The sequence below is a fragment of the Shewanella putrefaciens genome (assembly GCF_016406325.1).
Classification (GTDB): domain Bacteria; phylum Pseudomonadota; class Gammaproteobacteria; order Enterobacterales; family Shewanellaceae; genus Shewanella; species Shewanella putrefaciens.
The window spans coordinates 3584899-3606906 of sequence record NZ_CP066370.1 but is presented as its reverse complement, the minus strand read 5'-3'; the positions used below and the strand labels follow the sequence as shown (position 1 = coordinate 3606906).

Sequence of the window (22008 nt, the reverse complement as noted above, 5' to 3'; positions counted from 1 at the left end):
TAATGTGACGCCAACGGAAACTAGATCCATGTCACACATATCCGAGAAATAACGGAGATAACTATGAAAGTTGCTGTACTTGGTGCTGCTGGTGGTATCGGCCAGGCTCTTGCCCTACTGTTAAAAACTCAATTGCCTGCGGGTTCTAAACTGTCTCTATACGATATCGCACCGGTGACTCCGGGTGTTGCGGTTGACTTGAGCCATATTCCAACTGCGGTTGAGATCAAAGGTTTTGCTGGTGAAGATCCAACGCCTGCCCTCGTGGGCGCTGACGTTGTACTCATTTCTGCAGGTGTTGCACGTAAGCCTGGTATGGATCGTTCAGATCTGTTCAATATCAACGCGGGCATTGTTCGCAATCTGATTGAAAAAGTGGCTGCGACTTGTCCAAAAGCACTTGTGGGTATCATTACTAACCCTGTGAATACGACAGTTGCTATCGCTGCTGAAGTGATGAAAAAAGCAGGTGTTTACGATAAGAACCGTCTATTCGGTGTGACCACTCTGGACGTTATCCGTTCTGAAACTTTCATCGCTGAATTAAAAGGCTTAAACGTTGCTGATGTTAAAATCAACGTGATCGGCGGCCACAGCGGTGTGACTATTCTGCCATTACTGTCTCAAGTTGAAGGCGTGACTTTCTCCGATGAAGAAGTCGCTTCTTTAACTAAACGCATTCAAAACGCGGGTACTGAAGTGGTTGAAGCTAAAGCCGGTGGCGGAAGCGCGACTCTGTCTATGGGCCAAGCGGCTTGCCGTTTCGGTATGTCTCTGGTTCGTGGTCTGCAAGGCGAAGCGAATGTCGTTGAATGTGCCTACGTTGATGGTGGCAGCGAACACGCTGAATTCTTCGCACAACCTGTTCTATTAGGCAAAAACGGTATCGAAAAAGTACTGCCTTACGGTGAAGTGAGTGCATTTGAAGCTAACGCCCGTGATTCTATGTTAGATACGCTGAAAGGCGATATCAAACTAGGCGTTGATTTTGTTAAATAATCTTTTTAGATTGTGACGAATGAATAACGGAGCCATTGCGCTCCGTTTTTTTATGCCTACGTTTTACACTTTCTCAAGCTAATTCAGTCGATCAGCGGCGCTTAGTGGGAATTTGGCAGTTATCATCGCAGCGGGCTTTGCCCGTCAGTAAATAGGAGATGCGGTATCTGTGCTTTGCGAATCTGAGGTAGCACCAATCAGCAATGGGTTTGATCACAGGCAAACGTAATAGCTGGATCCAAGCGCGTGTGCCTGTGAGCGCCCACGCTTTACAAGTGACATCTAACCCGAGTAACACTTCGCCCGTTGCTGTTTCGCCATGGAGAATGGTATTAGCAAAGTCTTTATCGATATGGCTGAAACGCTCGCTAAAGTCGGGTGCATTTAAATCCTCTAGCGCAATTAAGTTCTTGGGATCGCGTGCTTTCAGTTGACGCATTTCGGCGCTACATAATGGACAATTACCATCGTAAAAAATCCGCAGTTCCATTGGGTTTACCTCTGATGACGTGATCACAATACTTGGTCTAAGTTCTCGGCTTGAGAACTTAAGGCTCAGTTTTCTTCTACCCTATACGCAGCATAAAGGGTTTTAGATCGAAGCGATTGTAGAACAGATCAGCATCTCATTTGGCTTTTTGTTAGGTTAAATTCAAATGATTGCAGTAACATCTTGGTTATTCATCAGTTTAACTTGATTGCTGATTTTTAAGTGAACAAGGTAAAGCCTGACAAATAACGACTCAAAAGGATAAGTATGACATCTCCCATCATCATCACAGGCGTGGGTAAGCGTATCGGATACGCCTTAGCCAAACATCTTCTTGCCCAAGGTCATAGTGTGATTGGCACCTATCGTAGCCATTATCCGAGTATTGATAAGCTGCGGGTTTTGGGCGCGACTTTAATTCAATGTGACTTTTACGACAATGTTCAGGTACAAGGCTTAATTGATCAATTGGGCCAGTATCCAAAGATCCGCGCCATTATCCATAACGCCTCGGATTGGTTGGCGGATAGCAGTCAAACCTTTACTGCCAGTGAAGTGATACAGCGGATGATGCAGGTGCACGTAAGCGTACCTTATCAATTGAATTTGGCGTTAGCATCGCAGTTGCAAGCGGGAGCAGAAGAGGAGATTGGTGCCAGCGATATCATCCATATCACCGACTATGTGGCCGAAAAGGGCAGTGCTAAACATATCGCTTATGCCGCCAGTAAAGCGGCGCTACATAATTTAACTTTGTCCTTTGCGGCTAAATTCGCCCCCGAAGTGAAAGTCAATTCGATTGCACCAGCGATGATCCTATTTAATCAAGGCGATGATGAAGCCTATCAGCAAAAAACCTTAGCTAAAGCACTGCTGCCAAAAGAGGCGGGGAATGAAGAGATTATCGACTTAGTGGAATATCTGCTAAATAGCCGCTATGTCACGGGGCGCAGCCATCATGTCGATGGTGGTCGGCATTTAAGGTAAAGAAAAATCTAGATTTTAGGCCCTAGGCCCTAGAATCTAATTACCTAGCACCTAGCACCTAGCACCTAGCACCTAGCACCTAGCACCTTCTTTTTTAAAACGTCAGCACGCGACTTGGGGTGATGATAATAGGTAAAGGTACATCCCAATGCTCGCAGGGCAAACTCGCAACTTGCTGACAATCATGGGCGTAACCCATAGGCAAAGGTTTACCTTTAAGCTGCCAGTTTGCCAGCGTCCTATCGTAATAGCCGCCGCCCATGCCCATACGATTTCCCATTAAATCAAAAGCCACTAAGGGCGTGATAACCACATCTAGCGCTGTCACGGGGATAATGGCGCGCACATCTAACTTAGGTTCTAAGATGCCGAATTGATTGGGTTGCATCAGGGTATCTGCGGTGTAATGCAAGAATAACAATTGTCCGGCATTAAAGGGATGCAGCCTTGGGAGATAGGTGTTTATGCCCAATTGCCATAGTGCATGGATCAACGGTGGTGTAGCAAGTTCGCCATCGTGAGTTAAATACAAGGCCACATGCTGTGCTTTTTTAGCCTGCAATTCATCGAGCATTTTCTGGCTGGCACAGAGGCTTGCTTGGTTTTGCTCTGTTGCGGACAGGGCATTACGGGCTGCTCGGATAGTTTTGCGTAACTGATTGCGGCTTGCTTTTAAATGGATTGCAGCATCATCGGCAAGGTGTGCCGTTTTGTTTTGGACGCTGAAATAAGAAAGTTTGGCTGATGTAGACATAGAATTAAGATGCTCCCCAGAATGCCGCTACCGGTGTAGCCCTTGAACCGTAGGTTCAAGGCGGGTAAATGATTACTTCCTAAGGCTTCTCGGTACGAGCCGAGCATGCTCAATGTCAGTAAAGCATTCACCCTGAGATCAAAATTATCGGCACAGGGACATTACCAGTTGGCCTGCACCCCAGGGAGCAAAAACGGTATCGAATCGTTAAACATTGCCCTAAGAGTATAGGTCAGTTTAACTATTCACTGTACAACTCTTGTCTGAAATTGAGTGGCTAAATAACCAAGTTGCACAGTTTAAATCTATTTAGTTGAACGCTCAACTAAGGCATTCTCGAGGGTTGACTGCAACAGACTAATGCGGTCATCCATTTGTTTCATATAATCTTTATTTTTTTGCTTTTCTTGGAACAACTCGTGTCCAATATTCAGCGCCGCCATAATAGCAATTTCTTCACGGCTTAAACTATTAGTGCGATTTTTCAGAGAGGTAAGCTGTTGCTCAACCCCAGTTGCCACTATACGCAAGGCATCCTCTTGCCCTTTAGGACAAGCGATAGAGTAGGTGCGCCCAAGCAGGGTGATTTCAACTGCACTATTACTCATGTTGCGGATGATCCTTTTATTGGCATCGATAGGCCGGACTATATAGGGCTGATCTTAAAAGTGCAAGGTAAGCTGCAAATGGATTGTGTATTCACCGTTGTGTTTGCTGCTTGTGTGAGCAGTTGCCAAAAATCTACTGGTGATTTTGGCATAAACAGGATTCAGTATTGGTTCAAGTCTTTATCTCTGCTAGCATTGCTGCTGGAAAATTCTTATTGGAATCTGATATGGCTACCCCTCCTTCGTTACGCATTGAGAGCTTAAAAATAGCCTTAGATGCGGCTGAAATTGGTCAGCATCCCGTGGAAGTTCACGGTGCCCTCGTGGGTTTAATCTGCGGTGGCGTAGAGCAAACCGGCGATATGTGGATTAAGCCCTTATTCGACTTGATGAACGATGGTCAACCACTGCCTGCGCAGTTACATCAATTAGTGTGTGAGTTATTCCAAGATTCGGTTGCGCGTTTAGTGGACTTTGAATTTGGTTTTACTCCTTTACTACCCGAAGAGGAAGAGCCGCTCAGTAAACGTGTAGAGGCGCTGTCCCTTTGGGCACAAAGTTTCTTAACGGGTATTGCTATTATTCAGCCAAAACTCAATCAGGCCTCAGTTGAAGTGCGTGAAGTGATTAAGGATTTAGCCGAAATAGCCCAAGTAGAATTTGATGTCGTTGATGATGAAGAGTCTGAAACTGCCTATATCGAGTTGCTGGAGTTTGTGCGAATCGCCGCCATTATGTGTTATTCGGAATTCGGCCCAGAGATCCCGCACGGTGAGGATGACGACACCGCTGTTGTTCACTAATGCCTGACGAGTGAACTAATTTGATGTAAAAAGGTTGATACGCTTCCCCAACATTTGCAGATTCAGCCTTTTAGTACATGGTTCTACTTTTTAGGATCATGCCATAGCTTGAATGAGATCCCCATGACGGTAACGAATCACATGGATACTTCAGTTCAAAACGTCGACATCGCGATTGTAGGCGGTGCCATGGCGGGGGCAATCTTGGCGTTGGCACTCGCGCGCCTTTCCCACACAACAGCCCCACTTTCTGTTGCCTTAGTTGAGGCACACCTTCCCGATAAGCAACACCCCGGATTCGATGCCCGCTCTATTGCCATTGCCCATGGTTCTGTCTTTGAATTATCCCGCTTAGGTTTATGGCAAAAGCTCGCCCATTTGGGCACGGCGATTGAAAATATCCATGTGTCGGATCGCGGCCATTTTGGTATGACAGAGTTAAATGCGGCACAGTTTCATTTAGATGCCCTAGGCCAAGTAGTCGAGCTTGAACGTGTCGGCCAAGTGCTGTTTAACGAGTTACATAAGAGCGAGGTTAAACTTTACTGCCCCGCTAAGCTTGACCAAGTAGAAGCCGCAGTCGAAGGTCACACCTTAGTGCTTGATACGGGCGAGCGCATTCACGCCAAACTTGTGGTCGCCGCCGATGGTTTACAATCTAAAGTGCGCAGCAGTTTTAATCTGCCCATTACCCAAGTGGCGTTCGAGCAAACTGCGATTATTGCCAATATTCAAACCGCTGATTTGCCAACCAATAGGCCTCAAAAACATTGGGCCTACGAGCGTTTTACCGAGACAGGTCCCTTAGCACTGCTACCTATGGGCGATAGCCAAGGCCAACCGCGTTTATCCCTCGTATGGGCCCTCGATAATGCGCGGGCTAAGCAGATGCAAACCGTGCCTAAGGCCGAATTTTTAGCGGCGCTGCAACAGGCCTTTGGTTATCGTGCGGGCACGTTTATCGATGTTAGCGCGCGCCATGCGTATCCGCTTAATTTGTCTTATATGCCAAGGCCAATCCACCATAGATGTGTGTTTATCGGCAATGCGGCGCAGACGCTGCATCCGATTGCAGGGCAAGGCTTTAACTTAGGGCTAAGGGATGTAGTCAGCTTGCTTGAGGTAGTCAAATCGGCGCTAGCACAGGGGGAGGATATCGGCTCTGCCGCTGTGACCCATGCGTACCTTCATGCCCGCGAGGACGACAGAAATACCACTATCCGTAATATCGAATTTTTAGTTCGTGGCTTCTCCAACCAATACTGGCCCTTGGCCCTTGGGCGTAATTTAGGATTACGGCTCTTGTCTTGGTTTCCGCCACTCAAAACCCCCGTCGCTCAAAAAGCGATGGGTTGGAAATAACACAGCAATTTACTGGTATCGCAACGCGAAAAGGATGTACCCATGTTAAGTTCACAAGCCTATGACATTGCCATTGTGGGTGGCGGCATGGTGGGACTCGCCACCGCGATTGGATTGGCGCAGGCCGATTTAAATGTCGTCGTTATTGATGCGGGCCATACACAGGCCGTTGTCGGCGAACCGCGTTTGCGGGTGAGTGCCATCAATAAGGCGAGTCAACGCTTATTGGAACACTTAGGTGCGTGGACATACTTAGATACAAACCGTGCCACGCCTTATCAAAAAATGGCGGTGTGGGATAAAGACGGTTTTGGCAAAATTGCCTTCGATGCCAGTAGTATCAGTGAGCCTAGCCTCGGCGCGATTATCGAAAACGACGCCATTAGCTTTGCCCTCGCCAAACGTGCCAGTGAGTTTGACAATATTACCCATATCCAAAACCACCGCCTCGAGCGCATTGCCTTTGGTGATCGTGAGGCTTGGTTGACCTTAGCCGATAGCGCCGATTCTGAAATCGAAAGTGTTAGTGCAGCCTTGGTGATCGCCGCCGATGGCGCCAACTCTTGGGTACGTGAGCAGTGCAAGATCCCATTGACGTTTTGGGATTATGGTCATCACGCGATTGTTGCAACTATCCGTACGGAATTACCGCACCTTGCCACCGCCCGCCAAGTGTTTTTACAGGACGGCCCTTTGGCATTTTTACCTTTGTATGAAGACAATCTCTGCTCCATCGTCTGGTCGGTACCGCCCGAGCGCGCCACTGAATTACTGGCGATGGACAAAGTGCAATTTGAGCGTAGCTTAACCGCCGCCTTCGATGGCCGCCTCGGGATTTGCAAGCTTGAAAGTGAGCGCCAAGCCTTCCCATTGCGAATGCGCTACGCCCGCCATTTTGCCCGTCACCGCCTGTTATTAGCAGGCGATGCGGCTCATACGATTCATCCGCTGGCTGGCCAAGGGGTTAACCTCGGCTTTTTAGATGCGGCGAGTATTATCGAAGTGGTCAGTGAGCTACATACAGCAGGTAAGGATATTGGGGACTATGCACACTTGCGTGCGTTAGAGCGTTGGCGCAAGGCCGATGCGATGGAGATGATTGCGGCGATGGAAGGCTTTAAACGCCTATTCGAAGGTTCAAATCCGGTCAAAAAGGCCATTCGCGATTTGGGATTAAACCTAGTTGATAATGTCGCTGGGCTGAAAACAGTGTTCATGCAACAGGCCATGGGCAATAAGTCGTCGCTGCCTAAGTTATGTCGTTAGCCTCGGTTGCGCTAATGTGATCAGAATTGCTGACAATATCAGCAATTTGGCTGCAAGCTGCGCAAATCTGGTCTTTGCATGTAAAAAAATTACATGTTGAAGATGAGAAAATCTAATGACATTGGCTTCGGATTAGAAAAATATCCTGTATACAAATTTGTGACGCAAGGTATAATTTCGCCGCATTTTAGACCCTAGTATCTACACCCTACACTAGGCAGAGACCTGAAAAAGGCCGCACAAAAGGGATAACAATGGCTAATAAAACTATTCTGTTTAACAAGCACTTAGAATCAAACGCTAAGATGGTCGACTTCCACGGTTGGGATATGCCCCTCAACTATGGTTCCCAAATCGAAGAACACCACGCAGTACGCCAAGATGCAGGTATGTTCGACGTTTCCCACATGACTGTGGTTGATGTAACCGGAACCGACGCGTGTGCATTCCTGCGTAAGTTGCTCGCAAACGATGTGGCTAGACTTAAAGTGCCAGGTAAAGCCTTATACAGTGGCATGTTAGATGAAAATGCCGGCATCATCGACGACCTTATTACGTACTACCTCACCGACACTTTCTACCGCGTTGTCGTCAACAGCGCGACCCGCGAAAAAGATTTAGCGTGGATCGCCAAGCAATCCCAAGGTTTTGATATCACTGTGACTGAGCGCCCTGAACTGGCGATGATCGCTGTTCAAGGCCCGAATGCAAAAGCCAAAGCCGCCGCCGTATTCAGCGCAGACCAAAACGCCGCCATCGAAGGTATGAAGCCATTCTTCGGTAAGCAAGCTGGCTCACTATTTATTGCGACCACAGGTTACACAGGTGAAGCGGGCTACGAGATTATCGTCCCAGAAGATGAAGCCCAAGCCTTGTGGCAAGCATTGTTGGATCAAGGGGTTAAACCTTGTGGTTTAGGCGCTCGCGATACATTACGTCTCGAAGCCGGTATGAACCTCTACGGCCTAGATATGGACGAAACCATCAACCCATTGGCCGCCAACATGGGCTGGACCATCGCATGGGAACCAACCGACCGTGACTTTATCGGCCGCAAGGCGCTTGAAGCCCTGCGCGATGCCGGAACCGACAAATTAGTCGGTCTAGTGATGGAAGAAAAGGGCGTGTTACGCCATGATATGCCAGTATTTTTCACCGATGCAGCGGGTGTTGAGCACCAAGGCGTGATCACCAGCGGGACTTTCTCGCCAACATTGGGCTATTCTATTGCGATGGCGCGTGTTCCTAACCAGATTGGGGATACGGCAGAAGTCGAAATGCGTAAAAAACGTGTGGCTGTTAGAGTTGTGGCGCCAAACTTTGTGCGCAACGGTAAACAAGCATTTTAAAAAAACGGAACAAGGACCAAGAACAATGAGCAATATTCCGACAGAACTGAAATACGCCTCTTCACACGAATGGATCCGCAAGGAAGAAGACGGTAGCTACACAGTTGGTATCACTGAGCACGCCCAAGAGCTGTTAGGTGATATGGTTTTCGTTGAACTCCCAGAAGTGGGCGACACTGTGACGGCGGGTGATGACTGTGCCGTAGCTGAATCAGTAAAAGCGGCGTCTGACATTTATGCCCCCATTTCTGGCGAAGTGATTGCCGTGAACGAAGCGCTGGAAGATTCTCCAGAACTCGTTAACAGCGACGCTTACGGCGAAGGCTGGTTCTTCCGCGTAATGCCTTCTGATGAAACAGAAGTTGACGCACTGCTCGATGCAGAAGGTTACCAAGCTGTTATCGACGAAGAATAATCGTCGATGCTAACGAAGCCCTTAGGGGCTTCGTTTGTTTTAGCACAAGTTTGACATAACAATAGCCCGTTAATCAGTACCCTACAGTCCTGAGTTACGGCAAATCTGGAACAAGGTTTAACATGACCAAGCAAACCCTCACTCAGTTAGAACAGCATGATTTATTCCTACGTCGTCATATCGGCCCTGATAGCAGTCAACAGCAAGCCATGCTGAACTATGTTGGTGCCGAGTCACTGGATGATTTGACCGCGCAAATCGTGCCTGAGTCGATCCGTTTAAGCCAAGAGTTGAGCATTGGTGATTCCTGCGGCGAAGCCGAAGGTATTGCTTACATTCGTGGTTTAGCGAAACAAAATCAAGTCTTCAAAAGCTACATTGGTATGGGTTACTACGGTACCCAAGTCCCGAATTTGATTTTGCGTAACGTCTTAGAAAATCCAGGTTGGTACACGGCTTACACGCCCTATCAGCCAGAGATCGCCCAAGGCCGTTTAGAAGCCATTCTAAACTTCCAACAAGTGTCGATGGATTTAACCGGATTAGATTTGGCTTCAGCGTCACTGCTTGACGAAGCAACTGCTGCGGCCGAAGCGATGGCGCTGGCCAAGCGAGTTTCTAAAGCGAAAAAAGCCAATATCTTCTTCGTTGCCGATGATGTGTTCCCGCAAACCTTAGACGTAGTAAAAACCCGCGCTGAGTGTTTTGGTTTTGAAGTGGTGGTAGGCCCTGCATCTGAGGCCGTTAACCATGAGCTGTTTGGTGCCTTGTTCCAATATACTAACCGTTTCGGTCAAATCACTGACTTCACTGAATTATTCGCCGAATTGCGCGCCAAGAATGTGATTGTAACTGTGGCTGCTGACATCATGTCGTTAGTGTTACTGAAATCACCGGGCGCTATGGGCGCCGATGTGGTATTCGGTAGTGCGCAGCGTTTTGGCGTGCCAATGGGCTTTGGTGGTCCACACGCTGCCTTCTTCGTGGCCCGTGACGAACATAAACGCTCTATGCCTGGCCGTATCATTGGTGTGTCAAAAGACGCCCGTGGTAACCGTGCACTGCGTATGGCGATGCAAACTCGCGAGCAACATATCCGCCGCGAAAAAGCCAACTCAAATATTTGTACTGCACAAATTCTGTTAGCGAACATGGCGTCTTTCTACGCCGTATTCCACGGCCCTGATGGCCTGAAAACTATCGCTTCACGTATTCACCGTTTCGCCGATATTTTAGCGGCCGGTTTACAAGCGAAGGGTGTGAGCTTAGTCAACAGCACTTGGTTCGATACCCTCAGCATCAAAGGCTTAGATGTTGCTGCCGTGAATGCGCGCGCACTGGCCGCTGAAATGAACCTACGTTTTGATGCCGATGGCACTGTGGGCGTGAGCTTAGATGAAACGACACTGCGCACCGATATCGACGCCCTGTTCGATGTAATTTTAGGTGCCGGCCATGGTTTAGATGTTGCCGCGTTAGACGCGCAAATCGTCGCCCAAGGTAGCCAATCGATTCCTGCTGCACTCGTGCGCCAAGATGCGATTTTAAGCCACCCAACCTTTAATCGCTACCAAAGCGAAACCGAGATGATGCGTTATATCAAGCGTCTCGAAAGTAAAGACTTAGCACTGAACTACTCGATGATTTCATTGGGCTCATGCACCATGAAGTTAAACGCAGCGGTTGAAATGATCCCCGTAAGCTGGCCAGAATTTGCCAACATGCACCCCTTCTGCCCACTGGATCAAGCCAAAGGTTACACTCAACTGATCGAAGAACTGTCTTCATGGCTGGTGAATGTAACGGGTTACGATGCCGTGTGTATCCAACCTAACTCTGGCGCTCAAGGTGAATACGCTGGCTTGTTAGCTATCAAGAAATACCATGAGTCACGTGGCGATGCGCACAGAAACATCTGTTTAATCCCGCAATCTGCCCACGGTACTAACCCTGCATCGGCGCAATTAGCCGGTATGCAAGTGGTGGTGACGGCGTGCGATAAGCAAGGTAACGTCGATTTAGAAGATCTGAAGACGAAAGCTGCCGAAGTGGCTGAAAACCTGTCTTGCATCATGATCACTTACCCATCGACCCACGGTGTGTATGAAGAGTCTATCCGCGAAATCTGCAATATAGTGCATCAGCACGGTGGTCAAGTGTACTTAGACGGCGCCAATATGAACGCACAGGTCGGCTTAACCTCTCCAGGCTTTATCGGTGCCGACGTATCACACCTTAACCTGCACAAAACCTTCGCTATTCCACACGGCGGCGGTGGTCCAGGTATGGGCCCAATCGGCGTGAAATCACACTTAGCGCCGTTTGTAGCCGGTCACGTTGTAGTTAAACCGGGCCGCGAAAGCGATAACAACGGTGCAGTATCAGCCGCACCTTACGGTAGCGCTGGCATTCTGCCAATTAGCTGGATGTACATTAAGCTGCTCGGTTCAAACGGTCTTAAAAAATCGACCCAAACCGCGCTGTTAAATGCTAACTATGTGATGAAAAAGCTGTCAGAACACTACCCAGTACTGTTCCGTGGCCGTAACGATCGCGTCGCGCACGAATGTATTATCGACCTGCGTCCAATCAAAGAAGCCTCTGGCGTGACCGAAATGGATATCGCTAAGCGTCTGAACGACTACGGTTTCCACGCGCCAACCATGAGCTTCCCAGTTGCGGGAACCCTGATGATTGAGCCGACGGAATCTGAGTCTAAGGTGGAACTCGATCGTTTCATCGACGCTATGGTGTCAATCCGCGCCGAAATTGCCAAAGTGGAATCGGGCGAATGGCCAGCGGACAACAACCCGCTGCACAACGCACCGCACACTATGGCTGATATTATGGATCCAGAGTTCGATACGCGTCCATACAGCCGCGAAGTGGCCGTGTTCCCAAGTGCCGCAGTACGCACTAACAAGTTCTGGCCAACCGTGAATCGTATTGATGATGTTTACGGCGACCGTAATTTGATGTGTAGTTGTGCACCATTATCAGACTACGAATAATTAATAATGGCTACTTGGCCTAGATAATTCGGCGTTGAATGAGGCTTTCGCATAGCTCGAAATAGAGAGTTTGACACCAGTCAACTCCGTGGCGAAAAGCATCGGCTTCCTTGCCTTATCGTCGGCAGTAACGCCATTATTATTCTTCGGCTTCAGCGAATTTGAAGCATAAAAAAGCGACCGAAAGGTCGCTTTTTTATTGCCTGCTGCAGGATTCTGCATGCTCTTGACGCTCTTGTATGAGCTACACCTGTGACACGCCGCCTAAGATTTAAATATTAGCGTCTTTGTAGGCTCCCATGTGTTAGAAGGTCACTGGTGCAACAATGCCTGTTCTGGTGTAACGGTTTAGTACAGAGTTATGCTTGTTCTGACATTCCCCAAATACGAGACGCTGGCTGATAAAACGGAGGTGTTACAGGTTTGCCAATAAGCTATTAACAAGCTCGAAACCATACACCTCCATTGAGGTATAGTTATTATACTCAGAGACAGGGATTCGTTTAATTTCTTCCTCTCCCTTATATAGCCCTCCTGAGTAATTAAAGATCCTTAACTCGTCTTTATCTTCGGTCAGGTCTGCATGTCCAATTATCTCCCAAGAACCATTTTTTACATTTTGATTCCCAGTAAATATAACTTTCATCTCTTTCCCCATATCCATGATAGGAAGAGGGCGAAGTACGTCATCACTTTTAAAAACTTTATTATCCTGTAGAAATAGGACGCAGAAACCTATGACTTGCTTAAACTTCCCTTTTGGGGCAAAAACAATTTGGCAGATGGCAAATTTACCCTCTGTAGGAATAATAAAAATATCACCTTCTTGATATCTCATTTTCACAATCTTTTACCTCTTAGAATAGAAAGAGCATCATCCAGTATCTTATCACCTCAATCACAACTTTCTACTTTAGAAGGGTTAAATTTTGCCGTCCACCTTTAATGATTTGAATTTTATTTCTGCTGAGTTTAGTGCTGCGAAATAGCTTTATCATGGCTTTTGGCAAAGGCATTTCCCAATTGCCTGCCGCAGGCTCTCGCACTGTTACACCAGTGACTCGCTGTAAATACATCCCTGTAAGCTCTACTAAAACATCCATGTTTTAGAAGGTCACTGGTGCAACAATGCTGTGTTGGGTGCCACCTTCGAGAGTCGTGCAGTGCCTGTTTTAGGGAAGCAGCAAGCTACGATAAAGCTTTCAATACGCCTAGAATTAGCTTCGCCAGCAACGCAATTATGAACATGTAAAAGCGAACCCTTAGCGGTTCGCTTTTTTATTGCCTGCCGTAGGCTTTTGCATTCTCTTATATAAGTTACACCAGTGACACGCCGCCCATGATGTAAACATTAGTCATCCTGTAGGCTCTACTAAAACATCCATGTTTTAGAAGGTCACTGGTGCAACAATGCTGTATTTGGTGTAACCATTGAATGATGAGTAATGCTTGTCCTGTTGTTCGGTAGCAAGTTTATCCTGATATATTTATCATGAGTTAGTTGAACAAAAATTATTAATGGTACATAGTATTTACTATTATTTGGCCAAATATATTGACCATCCTTATAACTATATGGATTGCTTTATGTATGAAGAACAAAAGGTGCATTCTCAACTACTTCAAGATGCATTCAATCAATATCTCATACACTTTTATGAATCATCATTGACTCCTACTGAAAATCTATTGGACTATGATTTTGATTTCTTAGTAAATAATATGAAAAGGTTTGATTTTTCTATGGTCGAAAACCATCTGCAGGAATTAACGAATCTTATTAATCGTTGGCATGCATCTCTTTGGCGATGGAATGCTTTGGAATTAGTTTTAAATAACTATGAAGAAATGGATGCATGGGAAATTAGAAGCGAATTTCTTGATTACATAGCATATGAATGTTTACTTATGCCTGCTTCAATTCGTGATGTATTCACTTCTGTAGCAACAGCGTCGTTTCATCAAATACGATTGAAAAGTGAGATAAAATACAAGGATCGCCTAGAGGGAGAGCCAAATACTTCGGAGGGAAAGTTTAAATATTTGAATCGAGTACAGAAGGAGAGTCGTCTACAGAAAATGGTAAGCGTATGGGAAAATTCAAGTGATTTTTTAATGAGATTGCGTGAAGTAAACTCGGCAGATTATGTTAATAAAACTTCAAATTATAGAAATTTAAGTGCTCATTCAATTTCACCATGTTTTGAATTTGGACACACGCACCTGTGGTCGCGTAGTTTAGTTCAGAAACAAATTCTCAAAGAAAATGACGATGGCAGTTATGATTTTGTAGATGTTCCAGGAGAGTTGGATGTTAGTTATGGGTTTGGTGGAATAGCTCCATTAAATTTAAAGAGTGTACTTGCAGCTAATTTAGTTGAGTTCGATAAAGCTAGACGTTGTTATACAGAGTATAGGAAACTTTTAGAATCAGCTGTGAAAGGTATTGAGTCATTAAAATTTTGAATTTTCAATAATTTTTTAGTAAGCATAATTTAAACTTGACTAAGTTGTACCTAGAAAAACTTTGATTATGCTTAATTATTATTTTAGTTTGGTTCTCCTTTTAAAGAATACATAAGGATTGTGATGAAAGAGAATGATATGTTCAAGTTGCCACTAAAACATTTTTTTAAGCCTTCATTGGTTGTAGCTAAAGAGAATATTGTAAATATTCACTTTCAGGAGCTTTTAAAAATTCTACGTATTAGTGAGAAAGCAAAAAATAATGAGAATCTCCAAGATGGCCTAAAGTTTCTATTGGTTGCATTGAAAAAAAGTAAGTTTGGAAATTCGCTTAGTGTGTACTCCCTTTCTAAAGGTGTCAAAACCATTGGATTTGGATATGCTCCATATAAAACATTATTTCAAATCCGTATCAAAGAAAAAAGTTACAGTTTTCGCTTGAATGGAAAAGATATAGAGCACGAGGAAAAATGGAATAAAATAGCTGAAGAGCATCATTTTGACATATTGTTTCAGTCAAGTATTCCTCTTGTTGATTTGTCTAGAGGTAATAAAGATACTCAAAAAATGTTGACGAAATATTTAACGCTGGTTGAAAAACTTGATTTTGCAGAATCATTTCTAGAAAACAATTCATTGTCAATAAAACAAAATAAAACACAAGATGAAGACGATCATGAGGATGAAGATGATTATGAGCAAGATGATGCGGTTCAGGTACTGAGGTCGCAGCAAAGGAGTCCAAAACTTCAAAAGCAATTACGGAATAAGGCAATTAAAAAATTTGATGGGAAATGCGTGATAACCAACTGCCCTATTGCTCAATGTCTTGAGGCTGCTCATATTTATGATTATGCACTAGTTTTAAAAGATGCAAATGAAGAGTCACAAGTATCTAAAATACCAAAGGAAGCTTATGATAAACACAATGTATTACTATTAAGTCGTGATTTTCATGCATTATTTGATATTCAGCGTCCTTTAATTCATTTGATTCCAATCAGAAAAGGTTCAACTAAAGTAAGAGTATTATTTGATGTGAAGAAAGGAGATAGAGCGAAATTTATGACAATTGGTATCACAGAAGAAATGCTAAAAGGAGTTGAAATTGATCTCCAATCCGAAAAATCTATTGAGTATGTAATAAGGCGAAATTCATTTTTAGCTAATAAAAAATAAGTTGTATTTTTATTGTTGACCTTTTGTTAATGACTTCATGTTTAATTTTATTGAAAAACTTAGCTTTCAAATCATGATTTTTATTTGCTAATTGTCTGTCGTAGGGATTTCACTGTTTACATGCTGAGCCTACTCATTGTAGGCTCTTCTAAAACATCCATGTTTTAGAAGGTCACTCAGACAATAATGCTATATTGGGAGTGATCGTTAAAATTGTTATTTTAATTTGTTTTTAAATTTTTCTCTGTTTTTTATTATTCATCACTTCCATTTTTTTGAATTGGAGTAACTTTTGATGAAATTGAATCTTTAATTGAAATAGTACGCTTTAAGTTAACTTTATCGGCAAACTTCCCTGCCTCATTAGCAAGAGCAGGAACAGATTTAATTGCTTGCTTAAAAATTTCTGAGTCAGTGAACTCATGCCAAGGACTGCTGTAGTCTCTTGTCGATAATAATCTTAATGGCATTTCATCAAATCGATCTAATGTTGAATTGAATAGTCTCTTTTCAGTTTCTTCATCAAATTTACCTGCAAACTTTTTAAATCCGGTAAAGGATTTTGCTACGGTTGCTTTATATGCATAATCTTCTGAAAGCTTAAATCTTTGGTTAATTTGTTGTGTTGATATCCATGCTAACCATAGTGGGCCACCAATTGAAATAATAGCCATTATGGTATGCAAAATTGCTTGTCCAGAAGTGATATCTTTATTTAACACTTCAGTCAAAGCATCAACCCTTTCAGAACCGATTAAATATGCTGAAATCAGTGCAACCAATAAGCCTACAATCCAGACCCAAATTGACAATTTTAATTGATTTGCTTTTTGATCAAAACCTGCCGCTAATCCTTGAGTTGTAGTTATTTGCAAAGCATCATCGCATTGTGCAACTAACGCATCAGCAGAAGTTTTTAAATTATTTATTTCATTTATGGTTACATTGCACTCATCATTATTTACTTTTATTTCTGACTTTAAAATGGCAGAATCTTCTTTTATTTTGCTAATTTCTTTTTTAGTCTGCTCAAATTCTTTCTTTGCCATCTTTAGTAAATTGCTTAATTCTTGTTTAGCATCTCTTAAATCCTCGAGATCTGTTGGAAGTGATTCAGCTGCTTCATGAGCATCATTTATTATTTTTATCTTTTCTTGTATATCTTGACTTTCAATGTTTAATCTTTCAATCCTTGATTTTGTTGCTCTTAGAGTTCTAGTTAGATTTTTTGGATATAATTTTTCAGATTCAATATTCTCAAACGAAAAAAGTTCACAGTAAATCTCAGACTCTACAGTGCAAAGTGTCATTAATATTGATGGGACAAAGTAAATCAGATGGTTGGCATTGTTAGTAAAATAGTTTTTAGCCGCACTGTTTAGCCTATTAATATTGCTAATATGATCGTTGACTACTATTGAAAACCCATCAGGCACAGTCTCTGATGAGTAATTATGTAGCATGTTTATCAAGTTTTGGATAAAATTTTCAATATCTTTCTTGCTAAGATAGACTTGATTCCAACCGTGTTGCTGGTCAAAGGTATTTTGATTAAAGGTTGCCGCTATTATTGTAGCTTGTAGAGTCTCTAAAGAATCAATCAATAAGCTTATGTCTTTGTTCATAACATTATAACTTCCTAAGTTAAATATAGTTATTTATATTCTATTTCCCATTAAAGTTGAGCTACATCTCGTATACCTATCATTTCCCCACTTCGCTTTTGCTTAGACATCTTTGGGCGACTTGGTAGATGATGGAGTCGACTTGTTGTTGGGTAAGTGCTTGGGTTTTAAGTGTTGGTATAGTGCCGACTAATTGTTTGTGGTTAACGATCGGGAACGGTGGTTTCGATTGACTTGTGACATACCAGCCGGGGAATACGAGTACTGGGGTTGAGGATACTGGTGTTCCTGTGGCCTTGGTTAACCATTGGCTGACCCGTTCTCTTAACAAGAGTGCTTGGCGCTGCGCTTGTTCTATGGAGTTGGTTTCTGTCCACGAGGGGAAGTTTAATCGCCCGTGTTTGTTCTGCGCGCACATCACTCCAATAGTGACAAACATGCTGGAGAGGATGATCACTACCGATAAAAGATTGCTAGTAAAATCTGCCATTTACATCCTTGAAATCAAAAGGTTTAGCATTAATTCCATTACTTACACAGGCTTCTCCTGTGCTGATTTAGCTGGGTGACAGAGGTGGCTGTTAAGAGGGGTGAGGCAGATAACTTATTTGTTTCTTCATCCCTAAATAGCGTGCTCGATATTGGTGTTCGAGTGTGGCTCTATGTTTTCCCTCAGTGGCCACACTTTAACCTGCACGATACGGTTTAATCAATGCGTTTTGTCACAAAAGCTTATTTTAAATAACAACTTGTGATCATTTGGCGGAAGATAAATATAAGGTTGAAACTTCGGTGTTAGGTAGGCAAATAAAAACGGCCGATCAGATTGGCCGTTGTTATGCTCCCGCTCTTTGCGCTAAAGCTTAACGATAAAACGCTTCAACTGTGCCTTTTACTGCGAGTAGCAGTGGTTGGCCGAGACAGTCCAATGATTTATTGCGGATGACCATTTATTTTTTGTTTAAATTTTTTCAAAGGCAATATTTTTAGGAGGGAAACTATTAGGTAATGATCCTGATCTGATTTTTCTTAACAATAAACCAGACAATAGAGAGGTTATATTTTCATCAAAATATTCTACATCTGGCGATCTAGATGCGATTATTGCTGTGCCCCATGTATCACTGTCTTTTAGATCGGAAACAACCCAAAATATGTAATCACCATTATCCGTTACGCCTATTGGTAAAAGGCCATTAATTTTTGGATAGAGGTTATATTTAAAATACTCTGGGTCTTCATTATTAAGGTAATTGAAATCCTCAATAATTGTTTTCTTCTGCTCAAAAAAATCAAGATCATAATTTTTAGTAAATGGATTGAATATCGCAATAAAATCGGCAATTCTTCCTGTGCCATAATGATTAATAAACGCAATGTAATCACTGGGAAAACTAAGATCTTCATCTATAGAAGGCCAAACGTTACCAATCCCAGAGTCATTAGGGAAGTTAGGGGGAGTTAAAATGCTATTTAATACAGATAGGGTCATGATCTACATTCCACGAGGATTAAGAAGAGTAATGTTTTCAAAGAAACCACCACTACCTTGAGCATTCACTGTTATACCTGCCGGTATTCTGGAAGGACCTTTATATATTGGAGTTACCGAGACATCAACTATTTCTCCTCTTTCTAACGCTTTTATCTAGCCAATCCCCAAATAAACTTGATGATATTCAAATAAGTAGACATGCATACTGCTGTTTGATTTAATCCATTTCGCCAAAAACCGACTGGATAGCTGTTCCGAATGGTAGTTAACTGCACTCGTGCAGTTTCAGCAAGTAGTATTGAATTAGTATCATTTGCTGCTGGGCAAACAAAAACGGCCAATCTAATTGGCCGTTTTTATGATCCCGCTATTGCGCTAAGGCTTAACGGCTTAACGATAAAACGCTTCAACAGTGCCTTTTACTGTGAGCAAAAGAGGTTGGCCGCGACGGTCTAAGGATTTGCTTGGCACTTTTACCCAACCTTCACTGATGCAATATTCTTCGACATCAAAACGCTCTTTGCCGTTGAGCTTGATACCGATATCGTGCTCGAAAATTTCTGCCACATGGTGTGGGCTGCGTGGGTTAACGGAAAGGCGATCCGGTAAAGCTGGTAATGATGTTGTGTCGGTCATGGTCGTGATCTGTCATTGTCTATAGTGAAAAAGCGTGCGCTATTGTAGGCAATCCCAGCGCAACGCTCAAGACTTTAACTGTGACTGATTGCGCAGCATGGGATAAGTATGGGCGGCATTTGTTAGAGAACCTTATTATCCTGATAGGATACAGTGCTACACTTTCGCGCTAGGTATTTTATGGCGCTTGAATGTTAAGTCGAGCCGACCTTACCCAATTGCCATGAAAGTATTCGATAAACCAACAGTTATTCATCACGCGTTATGAACGACGACATTACTATCTTACTGCCCTCGCTTATTCATCGAATTGGGCGCGAGGCGGTTAAACAAGCTCAAGCGATTGCAACTCAGTATGATTGCGAGCTTAAGCGTGTGCGGCGTTCGAGGAATTGGTGCATTGTTGGCGCAGCGATCAAGATCCAATCCTGCACTGCCCATTTACAAGCCGAGCAGCGACTGATGGCTGATGGTGCGTTTCGTTATCTTATTCAAAAGCTTGAGTCAGCTTTGCTACAGTATGCAGACAAACTTGAACCATTAGACGCTAAGCTGATTCGGCTTATCACAGACAATCCTGCTATTACCTTAGGTGAGTTGATGCAATTGACTCAATGCACTGTCACAGAGGCCAGATTGGCACGTTTTCAAGCTGACTCTTCGCATTTTAAGTAAACCAATGGGTTGCTACTTTTCATTCTGATTTCGCAACCCATTGCGACATAGCTTTAAATTTTAAACTGACCGACGAGCTTACCTAAGTTTGTTCCTTCCTGTGATACGGTTTGGCTCACTCTGGCGGCATCTTCGCTAGAGTGGAGTAGCTCATTCACAATCTCTTGGATGGCGTACACATTACGGTTAATTTCTTCGGTGACAGAGCTTTGCTCCGTTGCTGCGGTGGCAATTTGGGTACTCATATCGTTGATTGCTGTGACTGCCGATGTGACTGAGCCAAGGCTTTCAGAGATAGCGCGAGAAGAGTCTACCGAGCGCACGCAGCTTTGCTGACTTTCTTCCATTGTTTTTACGGCCTGTGCGACAAGTTTGTGCAGTTCAGAGAGCATTTCATTGATTTCTAATGTGCTTGATTGGGTGCGGCTCGCTAAGTTACGCACTTCATCGGCCACCACGGCAAAACCTCGACCTTGCTCACCCGCGCGGGCCGCTTCGATAGCAGCATTTAATGCCAATAGGTTTGTTTGCTCAGCAATACCACCGATCACTGACAGCACGTTGTTGATTTTTTTAGACTGTTCGCTTAAGGATTGAATACTACCCGCGGCATTATTGATTTGCTCCATCAAGCCTGCAATTTCCTCTAATGAGGCATCGACACAACGCTGAGCGTTGGCGACATCACCTGTTGCGGCTTGGGTTGCTTCCGCCACTTGGGTGGTATTTTGTGCCACTTCGCTTGCTGTGGATGACATTTCAGTAATGGCCGTTACCACTTGGTCTGTTTCATTGTTATGGCTGATAAGCTGGCTCGACATGGCTTTGGTTTGGTCATGAATCGCATTCGCTGCCGATTTAACTTTGGCCGTTGCACTGGCGACATCGCCTATGATGGTTTGAAGTTTATCGACAAACAGGTTAAACGATTGACCGAGTTTGGCGATTTCATCTTCCCCTTTGACGGTAAGGCGCTTGGTTAAATCGCCTTCGCCTTTGGCTATATCGTTTAGGTTATCGGCCATATTTTTAATCGGTGTGACCATACGATGGGTTGTGATCATGATGATAAAAGCGGTGATGCCAGCAAGGACAAGCGCAATCAACAGAATTGCAAATGATTTACTCATCATTTGCTCCGTTGCGGTGGCGCGATAATCCTCAACGACCGCGTCGATATCATCAATATAGGCTCCAGTACCTAACATCCAGTCAGTGCCTGGGATCATCATGGAGTAACCGAGTTTTTCTATTTGCTCCTTGGTGTTAGGTTTTTCAAAATAAAAGGAGAAGTTGCCATCGCCATTTTTAGCGGCATCGAGTAAACCGACAATAATTTTTGTGCCGCGAGGATCTGTCATATCGATTTTATTTTGCCCTTCGAGGTTGGGCATCACGGCGTGGAAGAGGTTCTTGCCTTGGGAATCATAGATAAAAAAGTAGCCTGCACTACCAAAACGAATATCACGCAGTGCTTGGTTTACGTTGCCATTTTCCTTTAACGACAGTTGGTATTGTATTATCCCGGCGGCAATTTCGGTTGCTTCTTTGATTTGTGCTTTACGCTCGCCAATCAGTTTCGTTCTAAAGATAGTGACTTCATCGGCGAGGGCGTCTTGCTCGACATAGTAAGTGACAGTCATTAGGACACATAAAGTAAAGAGCAGGGGGAACAGCGATAATAATAGTAGTTTATTACGTAGACTAAAATGAGGCATATCTGAATACTCCAAGATGAACATCGCTTTTACTGCGGGGAGTATAGCTAATATTCTCTCTTTCTTAGTGCTGAGGTTAACAAAATTGTCATACTCCGACTAAAAGCCTGCTTTTAGCTTACCTTGATGACAGGTTTACCCCTGTAAATCCCTCGTCGAATTTGTTTAAC

At 44.0% G+C, this 22008-nt stretch carries 20 protein-coding genes, 1 other RNA gene and 1 pseudogene; 11 read left to right on the top strand and 11 right to left on the bottom strand.

The genetic code is table 11. The features are described from left to right. The first annotated feature begins 63 nt into the window (after positions 1-63). Entirely contained in the window at positions 64-999 is a 936-nt protein-coding gene (gene mdh, locus JEZ96_RS16060; protein ID WP_011788103.1) for a malate dehydrogenase, read from the top strand. A 91-nt stretch (positions 1000-1090) separates the two neighbouring features. On the opposite strand, the gene JEZ96_RS16055 is transcribed toward mdh, so the two are convergent. Beyond that, the gene (locus JEZ96_RS16055) at positions 1091-1489 is read right to left on the bottom strand and encodes a thiol-disulfide oxidoreductase DCC family protein (protein WP_014611324.1); all 399 of its coding nucleotides are present in this window, start codon (positions 1487-1489) and stop codon (positions 1091-1093) included. A gap of 267 nt (positions 1490-1756) precedes the next feature. Between JEZ96_RS16055 and folM the strand changes: the two genes are divergently transcribed. After that, complete coding sequence (gene folM, locus JEZ96_RS16050; protein ID WP_011919955.1) at positions 1757-2476, top strand: dihydromonapterin reductase; 720 nt, start codon at positions 1757-1759, stop codon at positions 2474-2476. 94 nt (positions 2477-2570) lie between these two features. Here folM and JEZ96_RS16045 read toward each other — a convergent pair whose 3' ends face one another. The 3 genes from JEZ96_RS16045 to JEZ96_RS16035 form a co-directional block, all read right to left on the bottom strand. Beyond that, entirely contained in the window at positions 2571-3230 is a 660-nt protein-coding gene (locus tag JEZ96_RS16045) for a 5-formyltetrahydrofolate cyclo-ligase (protein WP_025007527.1), read from the bottom strand. Positions 3231-3239: 9 nt separating this feature from the next. Then, positions 3240-3420: non-coding RNA, 6S RNA (ssrS, locus tag JEZ96_RS16040), on the bottom strand. 115 nt (positions 3421-3535) lie between these two features. Next, positions 3536-3838 carry a cell division protein ZapA gene (locus tag JEZ96_RS16035; RefSeq protein WP_011788107.1) on the bottom strand — a complete coding sequence of 101 codons (303 nt, stop codon included), beginning with the start codon at positions 3836-3838 and terminating at the stop codon, positions 3536-3538. Positions 3839-4065: 227 nt separating this feature from the next. Here JEZ96_RS16035 and JEZ96_RS16030 point away from each other — a divergent pair, with 227 nt between their 5' ends. The 6 genes from JEZ96_RS16030 to gcvP all read left to right on the top strand — a co-directional run bounded on the left by JEZ96_RS16030 (position 4066) and on the right by gcvP (position 12044). Beyond that, entirely contained in the window at positions 4066-4641 is a 576-nt protein-coding gene (locus tag JEZ96_RS16030; RefSeq protein WP_014611321.1) for a UPF0149 family protein, read from the top strand. Between the two features lie 123 nt (positions 4642-4764). Further along, a complete protein-coding gene (gene ubiH, locus JEZ96_RS16025; protein WP_025007528.1) occupies positions 4765-6003 on the top strand; it encodes a 2-octaprenyl-6-methoxyphenyl hydroxylase in 1239 nt (412 codons plus the stop codon). Between the two features lie 42 nt (positions 6004-6045). Beyond that, positions 6046-7269, top strand: coding sequence for an FAD-dependent monooxygenase (locus JEZ96_RS16020; protein WP_025007529.1), 1224 nt, complete (start codon positions 6046-6048; stop codon positions 7267-7269). A 254-nt stretch (positions 7270-7523) separates the two neighbouring features. Next, the gene (gene gcvT, locus JEZ96_RS16015) at positions 7524-8618 is read left to right on the top strand and encodes a glycine cleavage system aminomethyltransferase GcvT (RefSeq protein ID WP_014611318.1); all 1095 of its coding nucleotides are present in this window, start codon (positions 7524-7526) and stop codon (positions 8616-8618) included. A 25-nt stretch (positions 8619-8643) separates the two neighbouring features. Then, the gene (gene gcvH, locus JEZ96_RS16010; protein ID WP_011788112.1) at positions 8644-9033 is read left to right on the top strand and encodes a glycine cleavage system protein GcvH; all 390 of its coding nucleotides are present in this window, start codon (positions 8644-8646) and stop codon (positions 9031-9033) included. A 122-nt stretch (positions 9034-9155) separates the two neighbouring features. Next, a complete protein-coding gene (gene gcvP, locus JEZ96_RS16005) occupies positions 9156-12044 on the top strand; it encodes an aminomethyl-transferring glycine dehydrogenase (protein ID WP_061783121.1) in 2889 nt (962 codons plus the stop codon). Here the strand turns inward: gcvP and JEZ96_RS16000 are convergent, their stop codons facing one another. Next, positions 12045-12266 (bottom strand): hypothetical protein, encoded by a 222-nt coding sequence (locus JEZ96_RS16000; protein WP_025007530.1) that lies wholly within the window; start codon positions 12264-12266, stop codon positions 12045-12047. A 193-nt stretch (positions 12267-12459) separates the two neighbouring features. Continuing rightward, a complete protein-coding gene (locus JEZ96_RS15995; RefSeq protein ID WP_229781388.1) occupies positions 12460-12882 on the bottom strand; it encodes an Imm26 family immunity protein in 423 nt (140 codons plus the stop codon). Positions 12883-13631: 749 nt separating this feature from the next. Between JEZ96_RS15995 and JEZ96_RS15990 the strand changes: the two genes are divergently transcribed. Together JEZ96_RS15990 and JEZ96_RS15985 are read left to right on the top strand one after the other, a co-directional pair. Beyond that, complete coding sequence (locus tag JEZ96_RS15990; RefSeq protein ID WP_025007532.1) at positions 13632-14510, top strand: hypothetical protein; 879 nt, start codon at positions 13632-13634, stop codon at positions 14508-14510. 123 nt (positions 14511-14633) lie between these two features. Beyond that, a complete protein-coding gene (locus tag JEZ96_RS15985; RefSeq protein ID WP_025007533.1) occupies positions 14634-15689 on the top strand; it encodes an HNH endonuclease signature motif containing protein in 1056 nt (351 codons plus the stop codon). Positions 15690-15943: 254 nt separating this feature from the next. Here the strand turns inward: JEZ96_RS15985 and JEZ96_RS15980 are convergent, their stop codons facing one another. From JEZ96_RS15980 to JEZ96_RS15960, 4 genes and pseudogenes are all read right to left on the bottom strand, one after another. Then, on the bottom strand, positions 15944-17314 hold the full coding sequence (locus JEZ96_RS15980; protein ID WP_061783120.1) for a hypothetical protein: 1371 nt from the start codon (positions 17312-17314) through the stop codon (positions 15944-15946). A 79-nt stretch (positions 17315-17393) separates the two neighbouring features. Beyond that, positions 17394-17717 (bottom strand): annotated as a pseudogene (locus JEZ96_RS15975) (nuclease-related domain-containing protein); the annotation flags it as partial. Positions 17718-18275: 558 nt separating this feature from the next. Beyond that, a complete protein-coding gene (locus JEZ96_RS15965) occupies positions 18276-18806 on the bottom strand; it encodes an SMI1/KNR4 family protein (protein ID WP_025007536.1) in 531 nt (176 codons plus the stop codon). Between the two features lie 393 nt (positions 18807-19199). Continuing rightward, positions 19200-19445, bottom strand: a complete 246-nt coding sequence (locus tag JEZ96_RS15960; protein ID WP_006080205.1) for a DUF3297 family protein — start codon at positions 19443-19445, stop codon at positions 19200-19202. A 264-nt stretch (positions 19446-19709) separates the two neighbouring features. Here JEZ96_RS15960 and JEZ96_RS15955 point away from each other — a divergent pair, with 264 nt between their 5' ends. Then, positions 19710-20120 (top strand): ribosome recycling factor family protein, encoded by a 411-nt coding sequence (locus tag JEZ96_RS15955; protein WP_025007537.1) that lies wholly within the window; start codon positions 19710-19712, stop codon positions 20118-20120. A 53-nt stretch (positions 20121-20173) separates the two neighbouring features. On the opposite strand, the gene JEZ96_RS15950 is transcribed toward JEZ96_RS15955, so the two are convergent. Then, entirely contained in the window at positions 20174-21838 is a 1665-nt protein-coding gene (locus JEZ96_RS15950; RefSeq protein ID WP_011788122.1) for a methyl-accepting chemotaxis protein, read from the bottom strand. Between the last annotated feature and the right edge of the window lie 170 nt (positions 21839-22008).

Coding starts and splice junctions, on each gene's coding strand:
- JEZ96_RS16030 (WP_014611321.1), top strand. CDS start 4,066: ATGGCTACCCCTCCTTCGTTACGCATTGAGAGCTTAAAAATAGCCTTA.
- JEZ96_RS15955 (WP_025007537.1), top strand. CDS start 19,710: ATGAACGACGACATTACTATCTTACTGCCCTCGCTTATTCATCGAATT.
- gcvT (WP_014611318.1), top strand. CDS start 7,524: ATGGCTAATAAAACTATTCTGTTTAACAAGCACTTAGAATCAAACGCT.
- JEZ96_RS15985 (WP_025007533.1), top strand. CDS start 14,634: ATGAAAGAGAATGATATGTTCAAGTTGCCACTAAAACATTTTTTTAAG.
- gcvP (WP_061783121.1), top strand. CDS start 9,156: ATGACCAAGCAAACCCTCACTCAGTTAGAACAGCATGATTTATTCCTA.
- JEZ96_RS16020 (WP_025007529.1), top strand. CDS start 6,046: ATGTTAAGTTCACAAGCCTATGACATTGCCATTGTGGGTGGCGGCATG.
- JEZ96_RS15960 (WP_006080205.1), bottom strand. CDS start 19,445: ATGACCGACACAACATCATTACCAGCTTTACCGGATCGCCTTTCCGTT.
- JEZ96_RS16035 (WP_011788107.1), bottom strand. CDS start 3,838: ATGAGTAATAGTGCAGTTGAAATCACCCTGCTTGGGCGCACCTACTCT.
- JEZ96_RS15980 (WP_061783120.1), bottom strand. CDS start 17,314: ATGAACAAAGACATAAGCTTATTGATTGATTCTTTAGAGACTCTACAA.
- gcvH (WP_011788112.1), top strand. CDS start 8,644: ATGAGCAATATTCCGACAGAACTGAAATACGCCTCTTCACACGAATGG.
- JEZ96_RS15950 (WP_011788122.1), bottom strand. CDS start 21,838: ATGCCTCATTTTAGTCTACGTAATAAACTACTATTATTATCGCTGTTC.
- JEZ96_RS16055 (WP_014611324.1), bottom strand. CDS start 1,489: ATGGAACTGCGGATTTTTTACGATGGTAATTGTCCATTATGTAGCGCC.
- ubiH (WP_025007528.1), top strand. CDS start 4,765: ATGACGGTAACGAATCACATGGATACTTCAGTTCAAAACGTCGACATC.
- JEZ96_RS15995 (WP_229781388.1), bottom strand. CDS start 12,882: ATGAGATATCAAGAAGGTGATATTTTTATTATTCCTACAGAGGGTAAA.
- mdh (WP_011788103.1), top strand. CDS start 64: ATGAAAGTTGCTGTACTTGGTGCTGCTGGTGGTATCGGCCAGGCTCTT.
- JEZ96_RS15990 (WP_025007532.1), top strand. CDS start 13,632: ATGTATGAAGAACAAAAGGTGCATTCTCAACTACTTCAAGATGCATTC.
- JEZ96_RS15965 (WP_025007536.1), bottom strand. CDS start 18,806: ATGACCCTATCTGTATTAAATAGCATTTTAACTCCCCCTAACTTCCCT.
- JEZ96_RS16045 (WP_025007527.1), bottom strand. CDS start 3,230: ATGTCTACATCAGCCAAACTTTCTTATTTCAGCGTCCAAAACAAAACG.
- JEZ96_RS16000 (WP_025007530.1), bottom strand. CDS start 12,266: ATGCAGAATCCTGCAGCAGGCAATAAAAAAGCGACCTTTCGGTCGCTT.
- folM (WP_011919955.1), top strand. CDS start 1,757: ATGACATCTCCCATCATCATCACAGGCGTGGGTAAGCGTATCGGATAC.